A 17,106-nucleotide genomic window follows, 5' to 3' on the forward strand; every position below is an offset into this window, starting at 1 on the left:
TGTCGGCCACGATCCCTTGCGTCGCGGCTCAGTGACTCAGCGGCTCAGCGGGCCGGCGGAGCGGTCGCCGCGCCGGAGCGCGCTGAGGTAGCGCGTGCGCACGATCGCCTGCGCCACGCGGACGGCGGGATAGGCCAGCCGCCAGAACCACGTCGGCGCCGGTCGCGAGAGTGACCGCAGGGTGAAGAGCACCTCGTCGCCGCGTCGCGTGATGAGGAACGTCTCCTCTCCCTCGAGGGGATGGCCGGGCAGCGCGAGGTAGACGTACCCCACGCGGTCGGGCTCGTCGACGAACGCGACCACCTCGACCGGCTCGCGGAGGGTGAGCGGCCCGAATCCGATCTCGAGCCAGTGTCGCCCGTTCACAGTGGGGGGAACATCGGGGACCACCCGGAATCCGCTGCGCGTCTTGACCCGCCAGGCGAGCAGGTCGGTGCGGGCTCGTCGCCAGGCGGCATCGCCCGTACCCACGCGCACGGTCCGCTCGAACCGGCGGAAGCCTTGCCCATCGGCGTTCCACTCATCGCGGTGCGGCAGGCTCATGCGTCCAGCATCCCACCCGCCTCTCCGGCTGTGCGCGGATACAAGGGAATCGACGAGACACCCCGCACGGATGCCGCTGCCGCAGGGTGTCGGTCATCATCACTTGCGTCGCGGCGCGAGGGCCTGGTTCGCGAGGCGCCCGCGGCTGGGTGGGGTTCGCTTGGCGGGTAGTGCCCGTATCGGGGGGCGGTGTGGGCGGGAAGTGCCAGGTCAGAAAGACCCCCCGTCGCTCGGCGGCGTTCGCTTGGCAGTTCGCGCCCTTGGCCGCGGCCCGTGGGGGCGCGAGGTGTCAGCTCACGCGAGTCGCGACGACCAGCGACCTAGGCCGGGGTGAAGCCCAGCTTGTCAGCGCCTCGTGCGATCCAGGGATGCCGTGAGAATGCGTCCCACACGAGCGTCGAGCCGAGTGCCGCGGCGCCGAGCAGCGCGGTTGCCCCCTTGTTGAGCCCGTATCGGGGCTCGGCGTACCAGGGTTCGTCGCCGTCGAGGTTGACTCCGTCGGTTGCGCCCCAATCGTTCCACGCGCCCGGGTGCTCATCGCGCAGCACCCGCAGTGCGGGCGCCACCTCATCGGGCGCGAGGGCGAGCGCCCCGAAGAGCGAGACGGGCGGCACCGTGCCGTCGGCGTGCGGCTCGCGCAGCGCGGGGCGCGCCCCGTTGACGACGTACCCGCCCGGGCCGAGGCCCGCCGCCGGACCCCAGAGTCCAGCGTCGAAGGTCTTCCATCGTCCCGCCTGGTCTGCGCACCACGCGCGCGAGGCCAACGACGCCTCACGAGCGTTCGCCCACCAGTCACGCCCGTCGAGGTCGCGCACCCGCTGGAACGGGTAGAACGCGAGGGGAAAGTGGTACGTGAACAGGGTTCCGGCCGGCTCGTGCACGCACTCGTGCCCGCCGTACGATCCCACGGGCTTGTCGAACCCCCGCCACAGCGCGCGCGCGAGTTCGGGCGACACCGACTCGTGGCCGGCAGCGAGGAGGTACATGGGCAGCTGCTCGGCGGTCATCGACCAGGCGCTCACGAATCCGGCCTCATCGGCGCCGTCGGCGTAATCGTCCTCGCGGTCGGCGACCCACGCCATCCGCACGACGGTCCGGTCGCCCGAGTCGTCGATGATCCACGGCCAGTCGATGCGCTGCAGCAGGCGCTCGGTGCGCTCGCCGATCTCCCGTCCGGCGTCGCCGTCGCCGGCGAAGAAGGATGCCGCCACCGCGGCGCCGCAGAGCGCGAGCGTCGTGTCGATCGTGGAGTACTCCGATCGGCCTTGGCGCTCGCCGGTGGCCGCGTCGACGAAATGCGCGAGGAACCCGCCGCGTTGCGGCACCGACTGTTCCAGGGTGCGCAGTGTCGCGGCGGCCCGGTCGCGGACGTCGCCGCGGTCGAGGATGCCGCGCTCGACGCCGACGCACCAGGCCGCCAGGGCGAAGCCGGTCGCCGCGACGGTCGCGACCCCCGGCAGGTCGTCGCGGTCGAGCACGAGTCCGCAACCGGGGCTGTCGAGACCAGCGGTCGCGTGCGCCCACAGCCACCGGATCGATGCGTCGACCTCGCGCTCGGTGAGCTCGCGGATGTCCGCGGGAAGCTCACCAACAGGAAGCCCAGTGCCAGGAAGCCCAATGCCAGGAAGCTCAGTGTCGGTCACGCGGCGGTCCTTCTCTCGAACGGGTTGGGGATGGCATCGAGCAGCTGTCGGGTGTACTCGGCCTGCGGGTTGTCGATGACCTGGTCGGCCGGCCCCGCCTCGATGAGCTCGCCGCCTCGGAGCACGAGCGCGTGGTTGGCGAGGCTCTTGGCCGAGAGCAGGTCATGGGTGATGTACAGCATCCCGACGCCGTGGTCGGCGACGAGCGACTGCAGCACCTCGAGGATCTCGGCACGGATCGACACGTCGAGGCTCGCGATCGGTTCGTCGGCGACGACGAGTCGCGGCTCGGCGGCGAGGGCGCGGGCGATGACGACGCGCTGACGTTGGCCGCCCGAGAGCTCGTGCGGGAGACGCCCGAGGTACCGGCCCGCCGGGGTCAGGCCGACCTGTTCGAGCAGGCTCGCCGACCGCTCCACGGCCTCGCGACGCCCGACGTGCAGGAAGTTCGCGAGCGGTCGCGACAGCGAGTACCCCACGGTGAGCGTCGGGTTGAGTGCGGCGTACGGATCCTGGAACACGTACTGCACGTTGCGCCGATACTCGCGCGCTATCCGGCCGTGGAGCGTCGTGATGTCGTGCGCCTCGCCGTCTTTCTGTCCGTAGTAGCGCACCGAGCCCGAAGTCGGATCGTCGATGCGGGTGAGGATGCGCGCGATCGTCGACTTTCCCGAGCCCGACTGGCCCACCAGCGCCGTCACCTCGCCCTCGCGCAGCGTGAATGAGACGTCCTTCACGGCATCCACATGCTCCGTCCGCAGCCCCTGCCGCTTCGAGAACCGGCGGTGGAGGTTCTCGACGTCGATGACGGGGGCGTGCTCGACCGGAGCCTCCTGCGACACCTCGACGGGCGCTTCGAGCTCGGCTCCGGTGTACCCGGCGACGTCCTCGCCGAGCAGCTCGGCGTACGACCCGACGAGGTGGATGGAATACGGATGCCGCGGGCCCGTGGTCACGGCATCCTGCGCGCTCATGTCTTCGACGATCTCGCCCTCGTACATGACGGCGACGCGGTCGGCGAAGTCGAGGAGCGTGCCCATGTCGTGGGTGATGAGGATCGCACCGAATCGCTCGCGTTCCTGCAGCTCACGGATCTTGTCGAGGATCGACTTCTGAACCACGACGTCGAGCCCCGTGGTGGGCTCGTCGAACAGCACCAGTTTCGGCTTGAGCGCGAGCGCGAGGGCGAGGTTCACCCGCTGCTTCATGCCGCCCGACAGCTCGTGCGGGTACATGTCGAGAAACCGGGCGTCGACGCTGACGAGGTCGAACAGCTCCTCCGCGCGTGCCCGCGCAGCCGCTGTGCCCGCCCCGGTGTGCTCGGCGAGGATGTCCTCGAACATCTTCCGGACGCGCACGACCGGGTTGAGCGAGTTCATGCTCGACTGGAACACCGTCGACACGTACGACCAGCGCAACGGGCGCAGCTCGTCGTCGGCGAGTGCCGTGACGTCGCGATCGCCCCATCGGATCGAGCCGCCGGTGATGTGCCCCGGGCTCCGCAGCAGGCGCAGCACGGCCTGTGCGAACGTCGTCTTGCCCGAGCCCGATTCGCCGGCGAGTCCCACGAACTCGCCGGGTGCGACGCGCAGCGACACCCGCTTGACCGCGTCGAGCGTGGCGCCGAGCTTCGGCCGGTACTGCACCGACAGGTCGGACACATCGAGCACGGGCGCCGCGCTCGGATCGGATGTCGGGCTCATGACTTCTCCTCTTCGCGAAGGTGCGGGTTGCTGAGCATGTCGACGCCGAAGTTCACGAACGTCAGCGACGTCATGAGGAGCGCGAGCATGACGCCGGGCGCGACCAGCCAGACCCAGAGGCCCTGAACGAGCGCGCCGTTGGCGTTGGCCTGAGCGAGCATCTGACCCCAGCTGACGGTGTTGGGATCGCCGAAGCCCATGAACGACAGGCCGGCCTCGGCGGCGATCGCGGCGGTCGCGGCCCCGATGAAGCCCGAGACGATCAGCGATGACATGTTCGGCATGATCTCCCGGAACACGATGCGCAGCATCCCGTCGCCGCCGAACCGCGCGGCGGTGACGTAATCGCGGTTGCGCATCGAGATGATGAGCGATCGCATCTCGCGCGATGCGCCCGCCCAGCTGGTGATCGCGATCACGAAGACGAGGAGACCGAGCCCGCGCGTCTCGCTGTACGCGACGATGACCATCATCAGCGGGAGCACCGGGATCACCAGGGCCAGGTTCGTCAGGAACGACAGGATGTCGTCGAGCAGCCCGCCCTCGCGGTAGCCGGCGAGCAGCCCGACCACGATCGCGATGACGATCGTGGCGAGTCCTCCGAGCACCCCGATCGCGAACGAGAGGCGGGTGCCGTGGACGAGCTGCGTCCAGATGTCGTAGCCGAGCGTGTTCGTGCCCATCCAGTGGGTCCAGCTCGGATCCTGCGACGGCGCGAAGGTCGCGTCGTTCGGTCGGTACGGCGAGAGGAGATCGGCGAACACCGCGACGAGCAGGAACACCACGAGCATCACGATGCCCACGCGCGCCTTCCTGCTCGACCAGATGACGGCGTACCACCGGGCGGGTCGGACGACCGCCACGATCTCTTTGGTCGATGCATCCTCGTCGGTCACGCGCCGCCGGAAGGTGCGGACGGGCTCGGTGCGCATCGGTTCGGTTCGCGCCGGTTGCGGCATCGAGGCCGGCTGGGGGATGGGGGTCTCATCGGACATCGTTCGTCACCTGCCTTTCACGCCTTGGCCCGGCGGGCCCGGGGGTCGATGAGGGGGTAGAGGAGGTCGACGATGAAGTTCGCCGTCAGCACGATGACGATCGTCGCCAGCAGGATGGCCTGCATGAGGGGGAAGTCGCGGTTCGAGGTCGCCTCGCCCATGAGGCGCCCCATGCCGGGGTAGTCGAAGACCGTCTCGATGAGGATCGAGCCGCCCATGAGCACACCCAGCGACAACGCGAACCCCGTGATGACCGGGAGCAGCGCGTTCCGAGCCGCATAGCCGAGGGCGAGGGTGCGCTCCTTCAGTCCGGCGGCTGCGCCGAGGCGGATGTAGTCCTCGCCGAGCACCTGCACCATGGTGTTCCGCATCGACAGGATGAAGCCGATCGGAGCCGTGACCATCAGCGTCAGCGCCGGGAGGAACCCATGCGAGACGACGTCGGCGATGTGGATCGGGGAGAGCCCCGGGGTCGTGTAGCCGTAGCCGCCGGATGCCGGGAACCAACCGAGCGTGTACGCGAAGACGAACAGGACGATGAGACCGATCCACACGGACTGCAGGTTGCCGACGAAGGTCGAGCCGACCGAGATCGTCGCGTCGAAACGGCTGTTGCGCCGCCACGCGGCGATCGCCCCGAGCAGCGTGCCCAGCACGAACGAGAGGATCTGGGTGATGCCGACGAGAACGAGCGTCCACGGCAGCGCCTGGCCGATGACGTCGGCGACGGGGTACGGGAAGTATGTGAACGACGTGCCGAGGTCGAACGACGCGAGCTGTCGCAGATAGTCGCCGTACGCGATGAAGACGTTGTCGTTCGAGTAGCCGAGCATCGCCTTCACGGCGGCCACCTGGGCCGGATCGATCTCGCCCTGGCCGTTGAGCTGACGGACCATGATCTCGGCCGGATCGCCGGGCTGGAGCCGGGGGATGATGAAGTTCAGCGTGATCGCGGCCCAGAGAGTGAGCAGGAAGTAGCCGGTCTTGCGGGCGTAGTAGGCCATGGCTCAGTCCTCCCCGCCGGCATCCGCCCCGCCGGCATCCGCCTCTCCCGGCGGGCGCAGGTTCGGGAGGACGCGGATGAGCTGGTCGACCGGATACGGGTTGTCTTCGCTCGGCCATCCGACGGCGTTGTTCGTGCGGTAGATGAGCCGGTTCGGCGCGTACTGCAGCGCGATGTAGGGGAACTCGGTCATGAAGATGTCGATGATCCGGGCTTCGATCTCGGCGGTGCGGCTCTCGTCGGTGGTGTTGGTCCACTCGGCGATGAGAGCGTCGATCTCCGGGTTGACGTAGCGGGCGCGGTTCAGCAGAAGCTCCTGCTCGGTCGAGATCTGCGAGGCCTGCAGCTTCGCGCCGAGGTCGCGCGCCCGCTGGCATCCGCCGCTGATGAAGTCGACCGTCATGTCGAAGTCGCCGGCCTTCTGCATCCCCTCGATCGCGTTGGGATCGGTCGTGACCATGCGCACCGAGATGCCGACGTCGGCGGCGTTGCGGGCGACGACATCCGCCATGGCGATGACGTCCATCCACCCGGCCTGCACGCTGAAGACGAACGACAGCGGCTCGCCGTTCTCGTCGACGCGGAGCCCGTCGGGCCCGCGCTCGTAGCCGGCGGCATCCAGCATCTCGTTCGCCCGCGCGGGGTCGTAGGGGATGAACTCCTTGCCCCGCCACTGCTCGGGCACCGCCTGCTCCTGGAAGGGGAGGAGCAGCATCGTCTGGCTCGCCGGCTCCATGATGCCGAAGCTCGCGCGCTGGCTGAGCGCCTCGCGATCGAGCGCGTAGGCGAAGGCCTCGCGGAATCTCGGGTCGTTGAGCACCGGGCGCTCGTTGTTGAGCACGAGGGCGGTGATGGCGTCGGGCGGGTAGAAGAAATGCGCGTTCTCGGGGTCGGGCGCCACCACCGAGCGGTTGGGGTTGGGGATGTCGCCGCGGTAGAGGTCGAGCGCGCCGCTGCGGAGCTTCAGTGCCCCGGAGTTCGCGTCGTACTGGCCCTCGAGCGAGAGGCGCTGGACGCGGACCTCGTCGGCGTTCCAGTAGTTCTCGTTGCGCTCGAGCACGAGGCGGCGCCCGTTGTAGGACTCGGGGGTGAACGGGCCGGTGCCCACGCCCTGCTCGTCGACGAACAGGGTCGGATCGCCCTGCGCGGCGTAGATGTGCTCGGGCAGGATCTTGGTGTTCTGCAGGATGGCGTCGGTCTTCGGCACCGCGGCACCCGCGAAGTCGAAGACGACGGTGTGGTCGTCGGCCGCGGTGACGCTCTCGGCGGGAGCGCCGAAGAAGTCGCCCCACAGGCCCGACTTGTCGGCGGCGGGGAACTCCTTGCCCGCCATGAAGGTGTACACGACGTCGTCAGCGGTGAAGGGCTCGCCATCGCTCCACTCCACGCCCTCGCGCAGGGTCAGCACGAGGCGGTCGGGGCGTTCCCACTCGTAGTCGGTGGCGAGCCAGGGCACGGCCTCGCAGGTGAATCGGTCTCGGATCATGAGCGGCTCGAAGAGCCAGGTCTGAACCGTCGCGTTGGGGGAGAGCCAGTTGTAGTTGAGCAGTCCCTGCACCGACCCGCCGGCCTCGGACGGCATCCGCAGCTCGTCGATGAAGCCCGGCGGGGCTTCGGGTGCGGGCTCGAGGCCGACATTCGCGCACGCGGATGTCGCGAGCAGCGCGGTCAGGGCGATCGCTCCCGCCGCCAGTCCTCTGCGTCTTCTCATCGGAACCTCCTCGTTCCTCTGTGAGGCCGGTCGCTCCTCGACCGGTCGCGTTCTCAGTCGGGCATCGCCTCCGGCGTCGATTCCGGCGCGCAGCCGCACGACTCCCGCACGACCAGTCGGGTCGGCAGGACGGTGTGCGATCGGATGTCGTCGCCCAGCGCACCGGCCGCTGCGCGAGCGCCGAGCTCGGCGATCGGCTGGTGCACCGTCGTCAGGCGCGGCGAGGCGATGCCGGCGAGAGCCTGGTCGTCGAAGCCCGTGACCGCGACATCCGCCGGGATGCGGTGGCCGAGGCCCGGCAGTGTGGCCAGCATGCCGATCGCGAGCTCGTCGTTGGCGCAGACGAGAGCATCGGGCAGATCCGCGTCATCGTGCAGCATCCGGGCGGCGACCGCGCCGCTGCGCACGTCGAGGCCGAGCCGGACGGGCTCACCCGCCTCGGCGAGACCGCGCTGCTCGAGAGCGTCGCGGAAGCCCTCGTAACGCCACGCCGTGTCGGGTGACCCCGAGGGCTCACCGACGAAGCGCATGCGGCGGTACCCGTGCACGTCGGCGAGGTGGCCGGTGAGCTCGGCGGCGGCCGCGCGGCCGTCGGTCACCACGGTCGCTGCCTCGTCGGCCTCGCCGGCGACGACGATCACTCGGCCCGAGCGTGCGAGCGCGGCGACCTCGTCGGACGGCAGCGTGCCGCCGGCGATGATGAGTCCGTCGGTGCGTTCGGCGAGTTGGCGCACGGCCCCGGCGGCGTCGGGCCGCAGGTGGGTTCCGACGACGTTGATGACGACGCCGCGCTCGACCGCCACCGACTCGGCGCCCTCGATGAGCTGGGCGAAGTAGGGGCCGCCGAGTCCGGGCAGCACGATGCCGAGAGTGTTCGTGCGCTGATACGACAGGGCGCGGCCGAGAGCCGAGGGGCGGTATCCCAACCGGTCGATCGCGGCCTGGACGCGTTGTTTCGTTTCGGCGACGACGCGCGGATCGTCGTGCGTGACGCGCGAGACGGTCGCGACCGACACCCCGGCCTCGCGGGCGATGTCGCGGATGGTCGGGCGAACGGCGGGGGAATCGGAAGCCACGCGGGCCCACCTCACTTCGTCGTGTCGGGTGCGGGTGCTGGTGTCTGGTGCCGGGTTGCTCTGTGATCCGGCGATGTAACCGGATACATTGGGGACTGTACCTCCGTGTAACCGGTTACATCAAGCCTTGCATCGAGAAAACCTGCGAAGGAGCAGCGTCATGACCCTCGTTCCCCTGGCCGATCGCCTCGACCGCCTCGTCCTGTATCAGGCGTATCCGCAGAGCTTCGCCGACGCTGACGGCAACGGCATCGGCGATCTCGACGGTGTCGCGGCGCGACTGGATTACCTCGCCTGGCTCGGCGTCGATGCCGTGTGGCTCAACCCCGTCTTCGTCTCGCCCTTCCGCGACGCCGGGTACGACGTCGCCGACTTCGACCGTGTGGCCGACCGGTACGGCGGCGACGCGGCGATGGACCGGCTCCTCGCCGAGGCCGAGCGGCGGGGCATCGGGATCGTGCTCGACCTCGTGGCGGGTCACACCTCGGACGAGCACGTGTGGTTCGGCGACGCGCTGGCCGCGCCCGTCGACGGTGACCCGGAGGGTGACCGGTACGTCTTCAGCCCCGTGGCCGCAGACGGATTCGTGCCGGTGCCGCGCGGGGACCGCGGGTTCTACAAGCCGAACTTCTTCCACTTCCAGCCCGCGCTGAACTTCGGCTACGCCCGGCCTCATCCGGACGAGCCGTGGCGTCAGGCCGTCGATGCACCCGGGCCATCGCGCAACCGAGATGCCCTCGTCGACATCATCCGGCGGTGGTACGACCGCGGTGTCGCGGGATTCCGCGTCGACATGGCCGCGTCGCTCGTGAAGGACGATCCCGGACACGTCGAGACCGCGAAGCTCTGGCACGACGTGCACCGTCGTCTCGACCGCACGCACCCGGGCCGCATCCTCATCTCCGAGTGGGGCGACCCGGCACGAGCGGTGCCCGCGGGATTCGACGTCGACTTCTTCCTGCAGTTCGGCGGCGACTTCGACGGGATGCCGCTGAAGTCGCTGTTCGAGAACGGCTCGGGCACCGTCCACGAGGCATGGCCCGCCCGCGACGCGTGGGCCGACGCCGCCGGTCGAGGCGACGCGGCAGACTTCGTCGAGGCGTGGTCCGAGGCGCGCGATGCCATCCGTGAGGCCGGCAGCCGGGGGATCGTCGGGCTGCCGACGGCGAACCACGACTTCACGCGCATGGTCAGCGGCGACCGCGATGCGCGGCAGGCCCGCGCGGCGCTGCTGCTCGTGCTGACCTGGCCGGCGATGCCCTCGATCTACTACGGCGACGAGATCGGCATGCGCTACCTGCCGGGCGTCGGCCCTCTCGAGGGGTCGTCGCTCGGGCCGACGTACGAGCGAGCGGGATCGCGCACGCCGATGGCCTGGGGAACGGTGGAGATTCTCGGGCAGCGCGCCCACGAGTCGAGGTACCTGCCCGCCGACCCGGCCCCGGACGCCCCGACCGTGGCGCGGCAGCTGCATGACCCGGCATCCCTCCTGCACTTCCTACGTGAAGCGATCGCGCTGCGGCGGGGCGATCCCCGACTGTCGGCGCGGGCCGACGTGACGGTCGAATCGACCGGCTACCCCTTCGTGTACCGGCGGGGAGGGTCGCTTCTGGTCGCGCTCAATCCGGCCGACCGGCCCTGCGACGTGGCGCTCGGTGGCCGCGGCATCCCTCTCCTGTCGTTCGGGGCGCGTGTCGAGGGCACGACCCTGCGCCTCGAGCCCTTCGGCGCGGCCGTGATCGACCTCGGCCGCTGACCGGCCCGGCGTGGTGGGGGGTGTGGGTGCCCGTGCGCGGATGCAAGGAATCGACGGCAACACCCCGGTGCGGATGCCGCCGGCCCGGGGTGTCGGTCGTGATCCCTTGTATCGCGGTGTGCGCGCGGCGCGGGCGGCACCGGGTGGCCGGACGCGGCGCGGCGATCAGCCCGAGACGGATGTCACCAGATGCTCGGCCCGGCGGGTGAGCAGGCGGCGCAGATAGGGCACGAGCACGAGGCGTTCGGCGAGTCGGCCGAGAACGGGCGAGGCGAGGGTCACGCGGTCGGTCATGATCGTCATCCCGTCGCGCTCGACATAGAGGTGCTCGTGCCGGAACACGCGGAACGGCCCGGAGACCTGCTCGTCGACGAAGCGGAGCGGGCGGTCGAGTGCCGTGACCCGCGACGTCATCCGGAACGGGATGCCGAAATGCCATGCCCGCCAGGTCACCGTTTCGTCGAGCCCGATCAGGCCGCTCGTCACACCATCGATCGCGCGCTCGCCGGTGCCGCGCATCGAGGCGACGTGCGCCCCGATGTCACGCGACGCGTCGAACAGCGCCTCCGCCGATACCGCGGCGCGCGTCACGATCTCGAATGACGACGTCATCCGCCGATCCTCCCCCCCCCCCCGCCCGCTCGCGCCCGTCGCACCGCGATGCAAGGGATCCAGTGCGACACCCCGACTCGGATGCCGTCGCCCCGGGGTGTCGGCCACGATCCCTTGCATCCGCGCCACGCCCACCCCACCCCACCCCCACCAACCCACCCCGGGTTGTGCCGTGTCGACCGCGAATCGCGGCATCCGTTGTCGACCGCATGCAGATCGGGTCATACCGGGGGCGTTAGCGTGGGAGGGTGACCGACGAAGCTGAACTCGATCCCGCTCTCGTCCGCGTCCTCGCGGCCGACGGCTCACTCGACCCGTCGCCCGAAGCCGAACGCTACCTGCCGGTGATCGAGGCGCTCGCCGACACGGAGCTCGAGACGTTCTACCGCGACATGGTGACGGTGCGGGCTTTCGACCGCCAGGCCACGAACCTGCAGCGTCAGGGGCAGCTCGCGCTCTGGCCTCCGTCGTTCGGCCAGGAGGCCGCTCAGGTCGGTTCCGCGCGGGCGACCCGGCCCCAGGACCACCTCTTCCCGTCGTACCGCGAGCATGTGGTCTGCACGATCCGCGGCGTCGACCCGATCGACATCATCCGGCTCATGCGCGGCCTCACCCACGGCGGGTGGGACCCGACCGACCCCCGCAACGGCAACACCCACATCTACACGCTCGTGCTCGGCTCGCAGACGCTGCACGCCTCGGGCTACGGCATGGGGATGGTCTTCGACGGGCGCACCGGCACGGGCGACCCCGAGCGCGACGAAGCGGTCATCGTCTACTACGGCGACGGCGCCTCGAGCCAGGGCGACGTGCACGAGGCGATGGTCTTCGCCACGAGCTACAACACCCCGCAGGTCTTCTTCCTGCAGAACAACCACTGGGCGATCTCGGTGCCGGTCTCGACGCAGTCCAAGGTCCCGCTCGTGCGCCGCGGCGCCGGCTACGGGATGCCGTCGATCCGTGTCGACGGCAACGATGTGCTCGCCAGCTATGCCGTCACCAAGCTCGCCCTCGACGAGGCCCGCTCCGGTGAGGGGCCCCGTGCGATCGAGGCGCTGACCTACCGCATGGGTGCGCACACGACGAGCGACGACCCGACGAAGTACCGCACGAGCGACGAAGAGGCCTTCTGGGCGCGGCGCGACCCGATCGCCCGGATGCGCGCCTATCTCGAGAGCCGCGGCGCCGCCGCATCCTTCTTCGACGACGTGGATGCTGCGGCTGCGGCCTATGCCGACGACGTCCGGGTCCGCACGAACCAGCTCACCGCTCCCGAGGCCGACAGCATGTTCGCTCACGTCTACAGCGAGCAGCACCCCCTCGTCGATCGGCAGCGGAAGTGGCTCGCCGACTACGAGGCATCCTTCGAGGAGGGACGCGCATGAGCGTCGAGACGCTGCCGTTCAGCAAGGCGCTCAACGCGGGCATGCGCGCCGCGATGCAGGGCGATGACCACGTGCTGATGATGGGTGAGGACATCGGCCGCCTCGGGGGCGTGTTCCGCGTCACCGAGGGTCTGCAGGCCGAGTTCGGCGACCGGCGCGTGCTCGACACGCCCCTCGCCGAGTCGGGCATCGTCGGAACCGCGATCGGACTCGCGATGGCCGGCTTCCGACCGGTGTGCGAGATCCAGTTCGACGGATTCGTCTTCCCCGCCTTCGACCAGATCACGACGCAGCTCGCGAAGCTCACGAACCGGCACGATGGACGGATGTCGTTCCCCGTCGTCATCCGGATTCCCTACGGCGGGCACATCGGCGCCGTCGAGCACCACCAGGAGAGCCCGGAGGCGTACTTCACGCACACCCCGGGTCTGCGGGTCGTGTCGCCCTCGACGCCGAACGACGCGTACTGGATGATCCAGGACGCCATCTCCTCGAACGACCCGATCGTCTTCCTCGAGCCGAAGTCGCGCTACTGGACCAAGGGCGAGGTCGATCTCGCCGCGCGGGCACTGCCGCTGCACGCCTCGCGCGTGGTCCGCCGCGGAACCGACGTCACGCTCGTGGGTCACGGTGCGATGGTGACGGTGCTGTTGCAGGCTGCCGCGCTCGCCGAGAGCGAGGGCGTGTCGTGCGAGGTCGTCGACCTGCGCTCGCTGTCGCCCGTCGATTACGGCCCGATCCTCGACTCGGTGCGGCGCACCGGACGCATGGTCTACGGGCAGGAGGCACCCGGGTTCACGTCGCTGGGATCCGAGATCGCCGCGACCGTGACCGAGCAGGCGTTCTTCTCGCTCGAGGCTCCCGTGCTGCGGGTGTCGGGCTTCGACGTCCCGTTCCCGGCCGCGAAGCTCGAGGGCGCGTACCTCCCCGACGCCGACCGCATCCTCGAGGCCGTCGACCGCGCCCTCGCCTACTGACCACCCGACGCGCCTGCGAGAGGATTCCCTCATGAGCACCCAGACCTTCCATCTGCCGGACGTCGGCGAAGGCCTCACCGAGGCCGAGATCGTGCAGTGGCGCGTGGCCGCCGGCGACGAGGTCGCGGTCAACGACGTCCTCGTCGAGATCGAGACCGCCAAATCGCTCGTCGAACTGCCGTCGCCGTTCTCGGGCACGGTCGGCGAGCTGCTCGTCGACGAAGGCACCACTGTCGAGGTGGGTGCTGCGATCATCACGATCGCGGGCGCGGCCGGGGGCGCGGATGCCGCGAGCGGCAACTCCGAGCACGGCGAGACCCCTGCTGAGAAGCCGGCCGCCGCAGGCGACGCATCGGAGGAGAACGGATCGGTCCTCGTCGGGTACGGCGGGGCCGGTCAGGTGCAGTCGCGTCGCCGCAAGCCGGCCGAGCCACCGGCCCGCGCAGCCGTGGGCGTCGTGGCGAAGCCCCCGATCCGCAAACTCGCGCGCGACCTCGGCGTCGACCTGGCGTCGGTCACGCCGACGGGGGCTGCGGGTGAGGTGACGCGTGAGGACGTCGTCAACCACGCGTCGCAGGCATCCGTCTTCCGCAACCTCCAGACGCCTGCCCGACCCGAGGTGCGCGAGCAGACCATCCCGGTTCCGCCGGCGGTCGTCTCGGCCGGGCCGACCGACGACCGCGAGGAGACGATCCCGGTCAAGGGCGTGCGCAAGGTCACGGCCAAGCACATGGTCGACTCCGCGCACACCGCACCGCACGTGTCGGTGTGGACCGACGTCGACGCGACACGCACCATGGAACTCGTCAAGCGGATGAAGGCGTCGCCCGACTTCGCCGACATCAAGGTCTCACCGCTGCTGATCATGGCGCGTGCCGTCGTGTGGGCGGTGCGCCGCACGCCCATGGTGAACGCGGCGTGGGTCGAGACCGAGAACGGCGCTGAGATCCGGGTGCGTCATTACGTCAACCTCGGCATCGCGGCGGCGACTCCGCGCGGCCTGCTCGTGCCGAACATCAAGGACGCCCAAGACCTGAACATGCGCGGTCTCGCCCGCGCACTCGAGAAGCTGACGCTCACCGCGCGTGAGGGCAAGACCTCGCCCGCCGAGCAGCAGGGCGGCACGATCACGATCACGAACATCGGCGTGTTCGGCATGGATGCCGGCACCCCGATCATCAACCCGGGCGAGTCGGGCATCGTCGCGATGGGCACCATCCGGCAGAAGCCGTGGGTCGTCGACGGCGAGGTGCGTCCTCGCTTCGTCACCACAGTGTCGGGCTCGTTCGATCACCGCGTCGTGGACGGCGACGGCATGAGCCGGTTCATCGCCGACGTGGCATCCGTCTTGGAGGAACCCGCACTGCTGCTGGACTGATTCCGCCGGTACGTCGTCGGAGACCTGCGAAGGGGGGAGCGTGATCACGCTCCCCCCTTCGGCGTGGGAGGGAATCCCCGCGGGGTGAGGTCCGGTACCGCTCGTCGATGACGAAGCGGTAGCTGTCGACCCATGGGGGGCACGTCGTCGCGCCCGGATCGTGACGCCGAAACCGCGATCACGGATGCCCCGCGCCGTGCTGACGAAAAACTTCCCGCATTCCGCGTCACGATCCGTCGTCGCAGCGGTCTCGAAGTCAGGGCGCATTCACGGACGCCCCCGAGACCACGTACACGGGGAGAGAAATGACCAGGACAATGCCATCGGCGCGGTGGAGGCCGACGCCCGCGAGAAACGACGGAGACGCCAAGGCGTCGACACGATGGACGGTGCGCATCGTCTCGACGGCACTGGTGCTGTTGACGGCGTGGCACGTCTTCGCCTCGTTCTTGTGGATCTATCCGCCCTCGGCGCTGCGCCAGCTCCCTCCCGAGAACGCGCTCAGCTCGTACATGCTGCCGCTGTTCGGTCAGTCGTGGAGTGTGTTCGCGCCCGAGCCGATCAACGGCGACTATCACTTCAACGTTCGCGCCCTCGTGACCGATGACGCGGGTAACGAGTCCGAGACCGGCTGGGTGAGCGCGACCGATGTCGAGCTCTCCATGGTGAAGAACAACCTGTTCCCGCCGCGGGCCGGCATCCAGGCCGAGGAACTCGCGAGCACCTTCAAGAAGTCGTGGGACGGGCTGTCCGAGAGCCAGCGCGCGCTGACCCTCGAGAACCACATGGGTGACGAGTGGCTGTCGACGCTGTCGGCCGAGCTCGAGAGTGCTGACGACGAGGTCGATCCCGACGCCTACGTCGGCGACGACCGCATGGCGACCGCTTATGCGACCCAGGTCGCCCACGCGATCTGGGGAGACGACGTCACCGCGGTTCAGTTCCGCGTGAGCCGCCAGAACGTCGTGCCGTTCGCCGAGCGCAACAACCCGAACGCTCAGCGCCCCGACCCGACCGTCATCCGCCCGGGCTGGCGCGAGGTGTTCACCGAGCCGGGACAGAACGAAGACCGCTTCGCCGAGGTGTTCCGGTCGCAGTACGAGACCTACCTGAAGGGCCTGAACCGATGAGCACCACCGACTCGAACGCTACGGCGACGCCCCGCATCCTCACCTTCGTCGGCTCGCTCATCGCGCAGTTCGCACAGACCACGACTGTCGCCGCGACCCGCACGTTCTCGGCCGCGAACCACTGGCTTCATGACTCGAAGAAGGCGCTCTACGGCCTGGCCGTGACCCGCATCCTGTTCGGCCTCACCGGACTCGGACTGCTGCTGACGAACTTCAACACCCGCTACTACTCGTTCGGCTCGGGCTCCGCCTGGAACCGCGAGATGGCGGACCCGCTCAGCGACTTTCCGAAGATCTGGCTCTTCTCGTCATTCCACAACGCCATGGGCAACGACCTGGCCTACTCCACGCTCTACGTCGCGCTGATCGGCCTGAGCATCCTGTTCATCCTCGGCTGGCGATTCCGCGTCGTGCTTCCGGTGTTCTTCTGCCTCTGGGTCGGTTTCATCGAGGCCAACGACATGGTCGGCGACCAGGGCGACAACATGTTCCGCATCGCGATGATCCTGCTCTTCTTCGCTGACCCTGCCGCGCGGTGGTCGCTCGACGCTCGCCGTCGGGCACGCAAGGGCGAGTGGTTCCGCGATGGATCCGCGCCGCGTCAGATCGGCATCGTCGCGCACAACCTCACGCTCGTCGCTCTGGCCGCACAGGTCATCTTCGTGTACACCTCGGGCGCCCTGTTCAAGGCCGGCGGCGCACCCTGGCGTGAGGGCTGGGCGATCTATCACCCGCTCGAGACGGCGCGTTTCGGCACCTGGCCCGCGTTGTCGGACTTCTTCATGGCCTGGGGGCCGGCTGTCGCCTTCCTGACACTCGGCACGCTGTTCCTGCAAGCGGGGTTCCCGTTCATGCTGCTGACGCGCCCGACCCGACTGATCGCGCTGTTCGGAATGCTCGGCTTCCACATCGGAATCGCCGTGCTCATGGGCCTGCCCTGGTTCTCGCTGACGATGGTCGCGATCGATGCGATCTTCATCCGCGACCGGTCTTGGGCGGGAATCGCTCAGACATTCACGGAGAAGTGGCGTGCGGCCGCATCGAGTCCCGGAGGGGGAGAACTCCAGGTTCAGCGCATGCCTGCCACGACCGAGGACGTCGATCCCTCCGCGGCCGAAGCCCAGGACCACACAGACTCCGCGCAGCTCGTGGGAGCGGGCTCGCGGTGACCGCCGTCCGGCTCGGCCGGTCGGC

At 69.5% G+C, this 17,106-nt stretch carries 14 protein-coding genes; 6 read left to right on the forward strand and 8 right to left on the reverse strand.

Annotated elements, in window-relative coordinates; genetic code table 11:
• Nucleotides 1–36: 36 nt before the first annotated feature.
• From DEU36_RS09955 to DEU36_RS09985, 7 genes are all read right to left on the reverse strand, one after another.
• Nucleotides 37–543 carry a DUF1990 family protein gene (locus DEU36_RS09955; protein WP_120264004.1) on the reverse strand — a complete coding sequence of 169 codons (507 nt, stop codon included), beginning with the start codon at nt 541–543 and terminating at the stop codon, nt 37–39.
• 320 nt (nt 544–863) lie between these two features.
• On the reverse strand, nt 864–2,186 hold the full coding sequence (locus DEU36_RS09960; RefSeq protein ID WP_120264005.1) for a glucoamylase family protein: 1,323 nt from the start codon (nt 2,184–2,186) through the stop codon (nt 864–866).
• Nucleotides 2,183–3,889 (reverse strand): ABC transporter ATP-binding protein, encoded by a 1,707-nt coding sequence (locus DEU36_RS09965; RefSeq protein WP_120264006.1) that lies wholly within the window; start codon nt 3,887–3,889, stop codon nt 2,183–2,185. Before DEU36_RS09965 ends, DEU36_RS09960 begins: the two co-directional genes overlap by 4 nt.
• Nucleotides 3,886–4,884 (reverse strand): ABC transporter permease, encoded by a 999-nt coding sequence (locus tag DEU36_RS09970; protein ID WP_259455301.1) that lies wholly within the window; start codon nt 4,882–4,884, stop codon nt 3,886–3,888. The genes DEU36_RS09965 and DEU36_RS09970 overlap by 4 nt, the downstream gene beginning before the upstream one ends.
• Before the next feature lie 17 nt (nt 4,885–4,901).
• Entirely contained in the window at nt 4,902–5,888 is a 987-nt protein-coding gene (locus tag DEU36_RS09975; RefSeq protein WP_120264007.1) for an ABC transporter permease, read from the reverse strand.
• A gap of 3 nt (nt 5,889–5,891) precedes the next feature.
• Complete coding sequence (locus DEU36_RS09980) at nt 5,892–7,598, reverse strand: ABC transporter substrate-binding protein (RefSeq protein WP_147374379.1); 1,707 nt, start codon at nt 7,596–7,598, stop codon at nt 5,892–5,894.
• Nucleotides 7,599–7,651: 53 nt separating this feature from the next.
• Nucleotides 7,652–8,674, reverse strand: coding sequence for a LacI family DNA-binding transcriptional regulator (locus tag DEU36_RS09985; protein ID WP_147374380.1), 1,023 nt, complete (start codon nt 8,672–8,674; stop codon nt 7,652–7,654).
• Between the two features lie 160 nt (nt 8,675–8,834).
• Between DEU36_RS09985 and DEU36_RS09990 the strand changes: the two genes are divergently transcribed.
• Complete coding sequence (locus tag DEU36_RS09990; RefSeq protein ID WP_120264010.1) at nt 8,835–10,430, forward strand: alpha-amylase family glycosyl hydrolase; 1,596 nt, start codon at nt 8,835–8,837, stop codon at nt 10,428–10,430.
• Nucleotides 10,431–10,595: 165 nt separating this feature from the next.
• Here DEU36_RS09990 and DEU36_RS09995 read toward each other — a convergent pair whose 3' ends face one another.
• Nucleotides 10,596–11,042 (reverse strand): SRPBCC family protein, encoded by a 447-nt coding sequence (locus DEU36_RS09995; protein ID WP_120264011.1) that lies wholly within the window; start codon nt 11,040–11,042, stop codon nt 10,596–10,598.
• A gap of 248 nt (nt 11,043–11,290) precedes the next feature.
• Here DEU36_RS09995 and DEU36_RS10000 point away from each other — a divergent pair, with 248 nt between their 5' ends.
• The 5 genes from DEU36_RS10000 to DEU36_RS10020 all read left to right on the forward strand — a co-directional run bounded on the left by DEU36_RS10000 (nt 11,291) and on the right by DEU36_RS10020 (nt 17,081).
• Nucleotides 11,291–12,427, forward strand: a complete 1,137-nt coding sequence (locus DEU36_RS10000) for a thiamine pyrophosphate-dependent dehydrogenase E1 component subunit alpha (RefSeq protein WP_120264012.1) — start codon at nt 11,291–11,293, stop codon at nt 12,425–12,427.
• The gene (locus DEU36_RS10005) at nt 12,424–13,404 is read left to right on the forward strand and encodes an alpha-ketoacid dehydrogenase subunit beta (RefSeq protein ID WP_120264013.1); all 981 of its coding nucleotides are present in this window, start codon (nt 12,424–12,426) and stop codon (nt 13,402–13,404) included. The genes DEU36_RS10000 and DEU36_RS10005 overlap by 4 nt, the downstream gene beginning before the upstream one ends.
• Before the next feature lie 31 nt (nt 13,405–13,435).
• Nucleotides 13,436–14,782, forward strand: a complete 1,347-nt coding sequence (locus tag DEU36_RS10010) for a dihydrolipoamide acetyltransferase family protein (RefSeq protein WP_120264014.1) — start codon at nt 13,436–13,438, stop codon at nt 14,780–14,782.
• A 389-nt stretch (nt 14,783–15,171) separates the two neighbouring features.
• Complete coding sequence (locus tag DEU36_RS10015; protein WP_120264015.1) at nt 15,172–15,912, forward strand: DUF5819 family protein; 741 nt, start codon at nt 15,172–15,174, stop codon at nt 15,910–15,912.
• Entirely contained in the window at nt 15,909–17,081 is a 1,173-nt protein-coding gene (locus DEU36_RS10020; RefSeq protein ID WP_120264016.1) for an HTTM domain-containing protein, read from the forward strand. The genes DEU36_RS10015 and DEU36_RS10020 overlap by 4 nt, the downstream gene beginning before the upstream one ends.
• The last annotated feature ends 25 nt before the right edge of the window (nt 17,082–17,106 follow it).

Origin of the sequence: Microbacterium sp. AG238, from assembly GCF_003610405.1 — a bacterium.
In the GTDB taxonomy this organism is placed as follows: Bacteria; Actinomycetota; Actinomycetes; order Actinomycetales; family Microbacteriaceae; genus Microbacterium.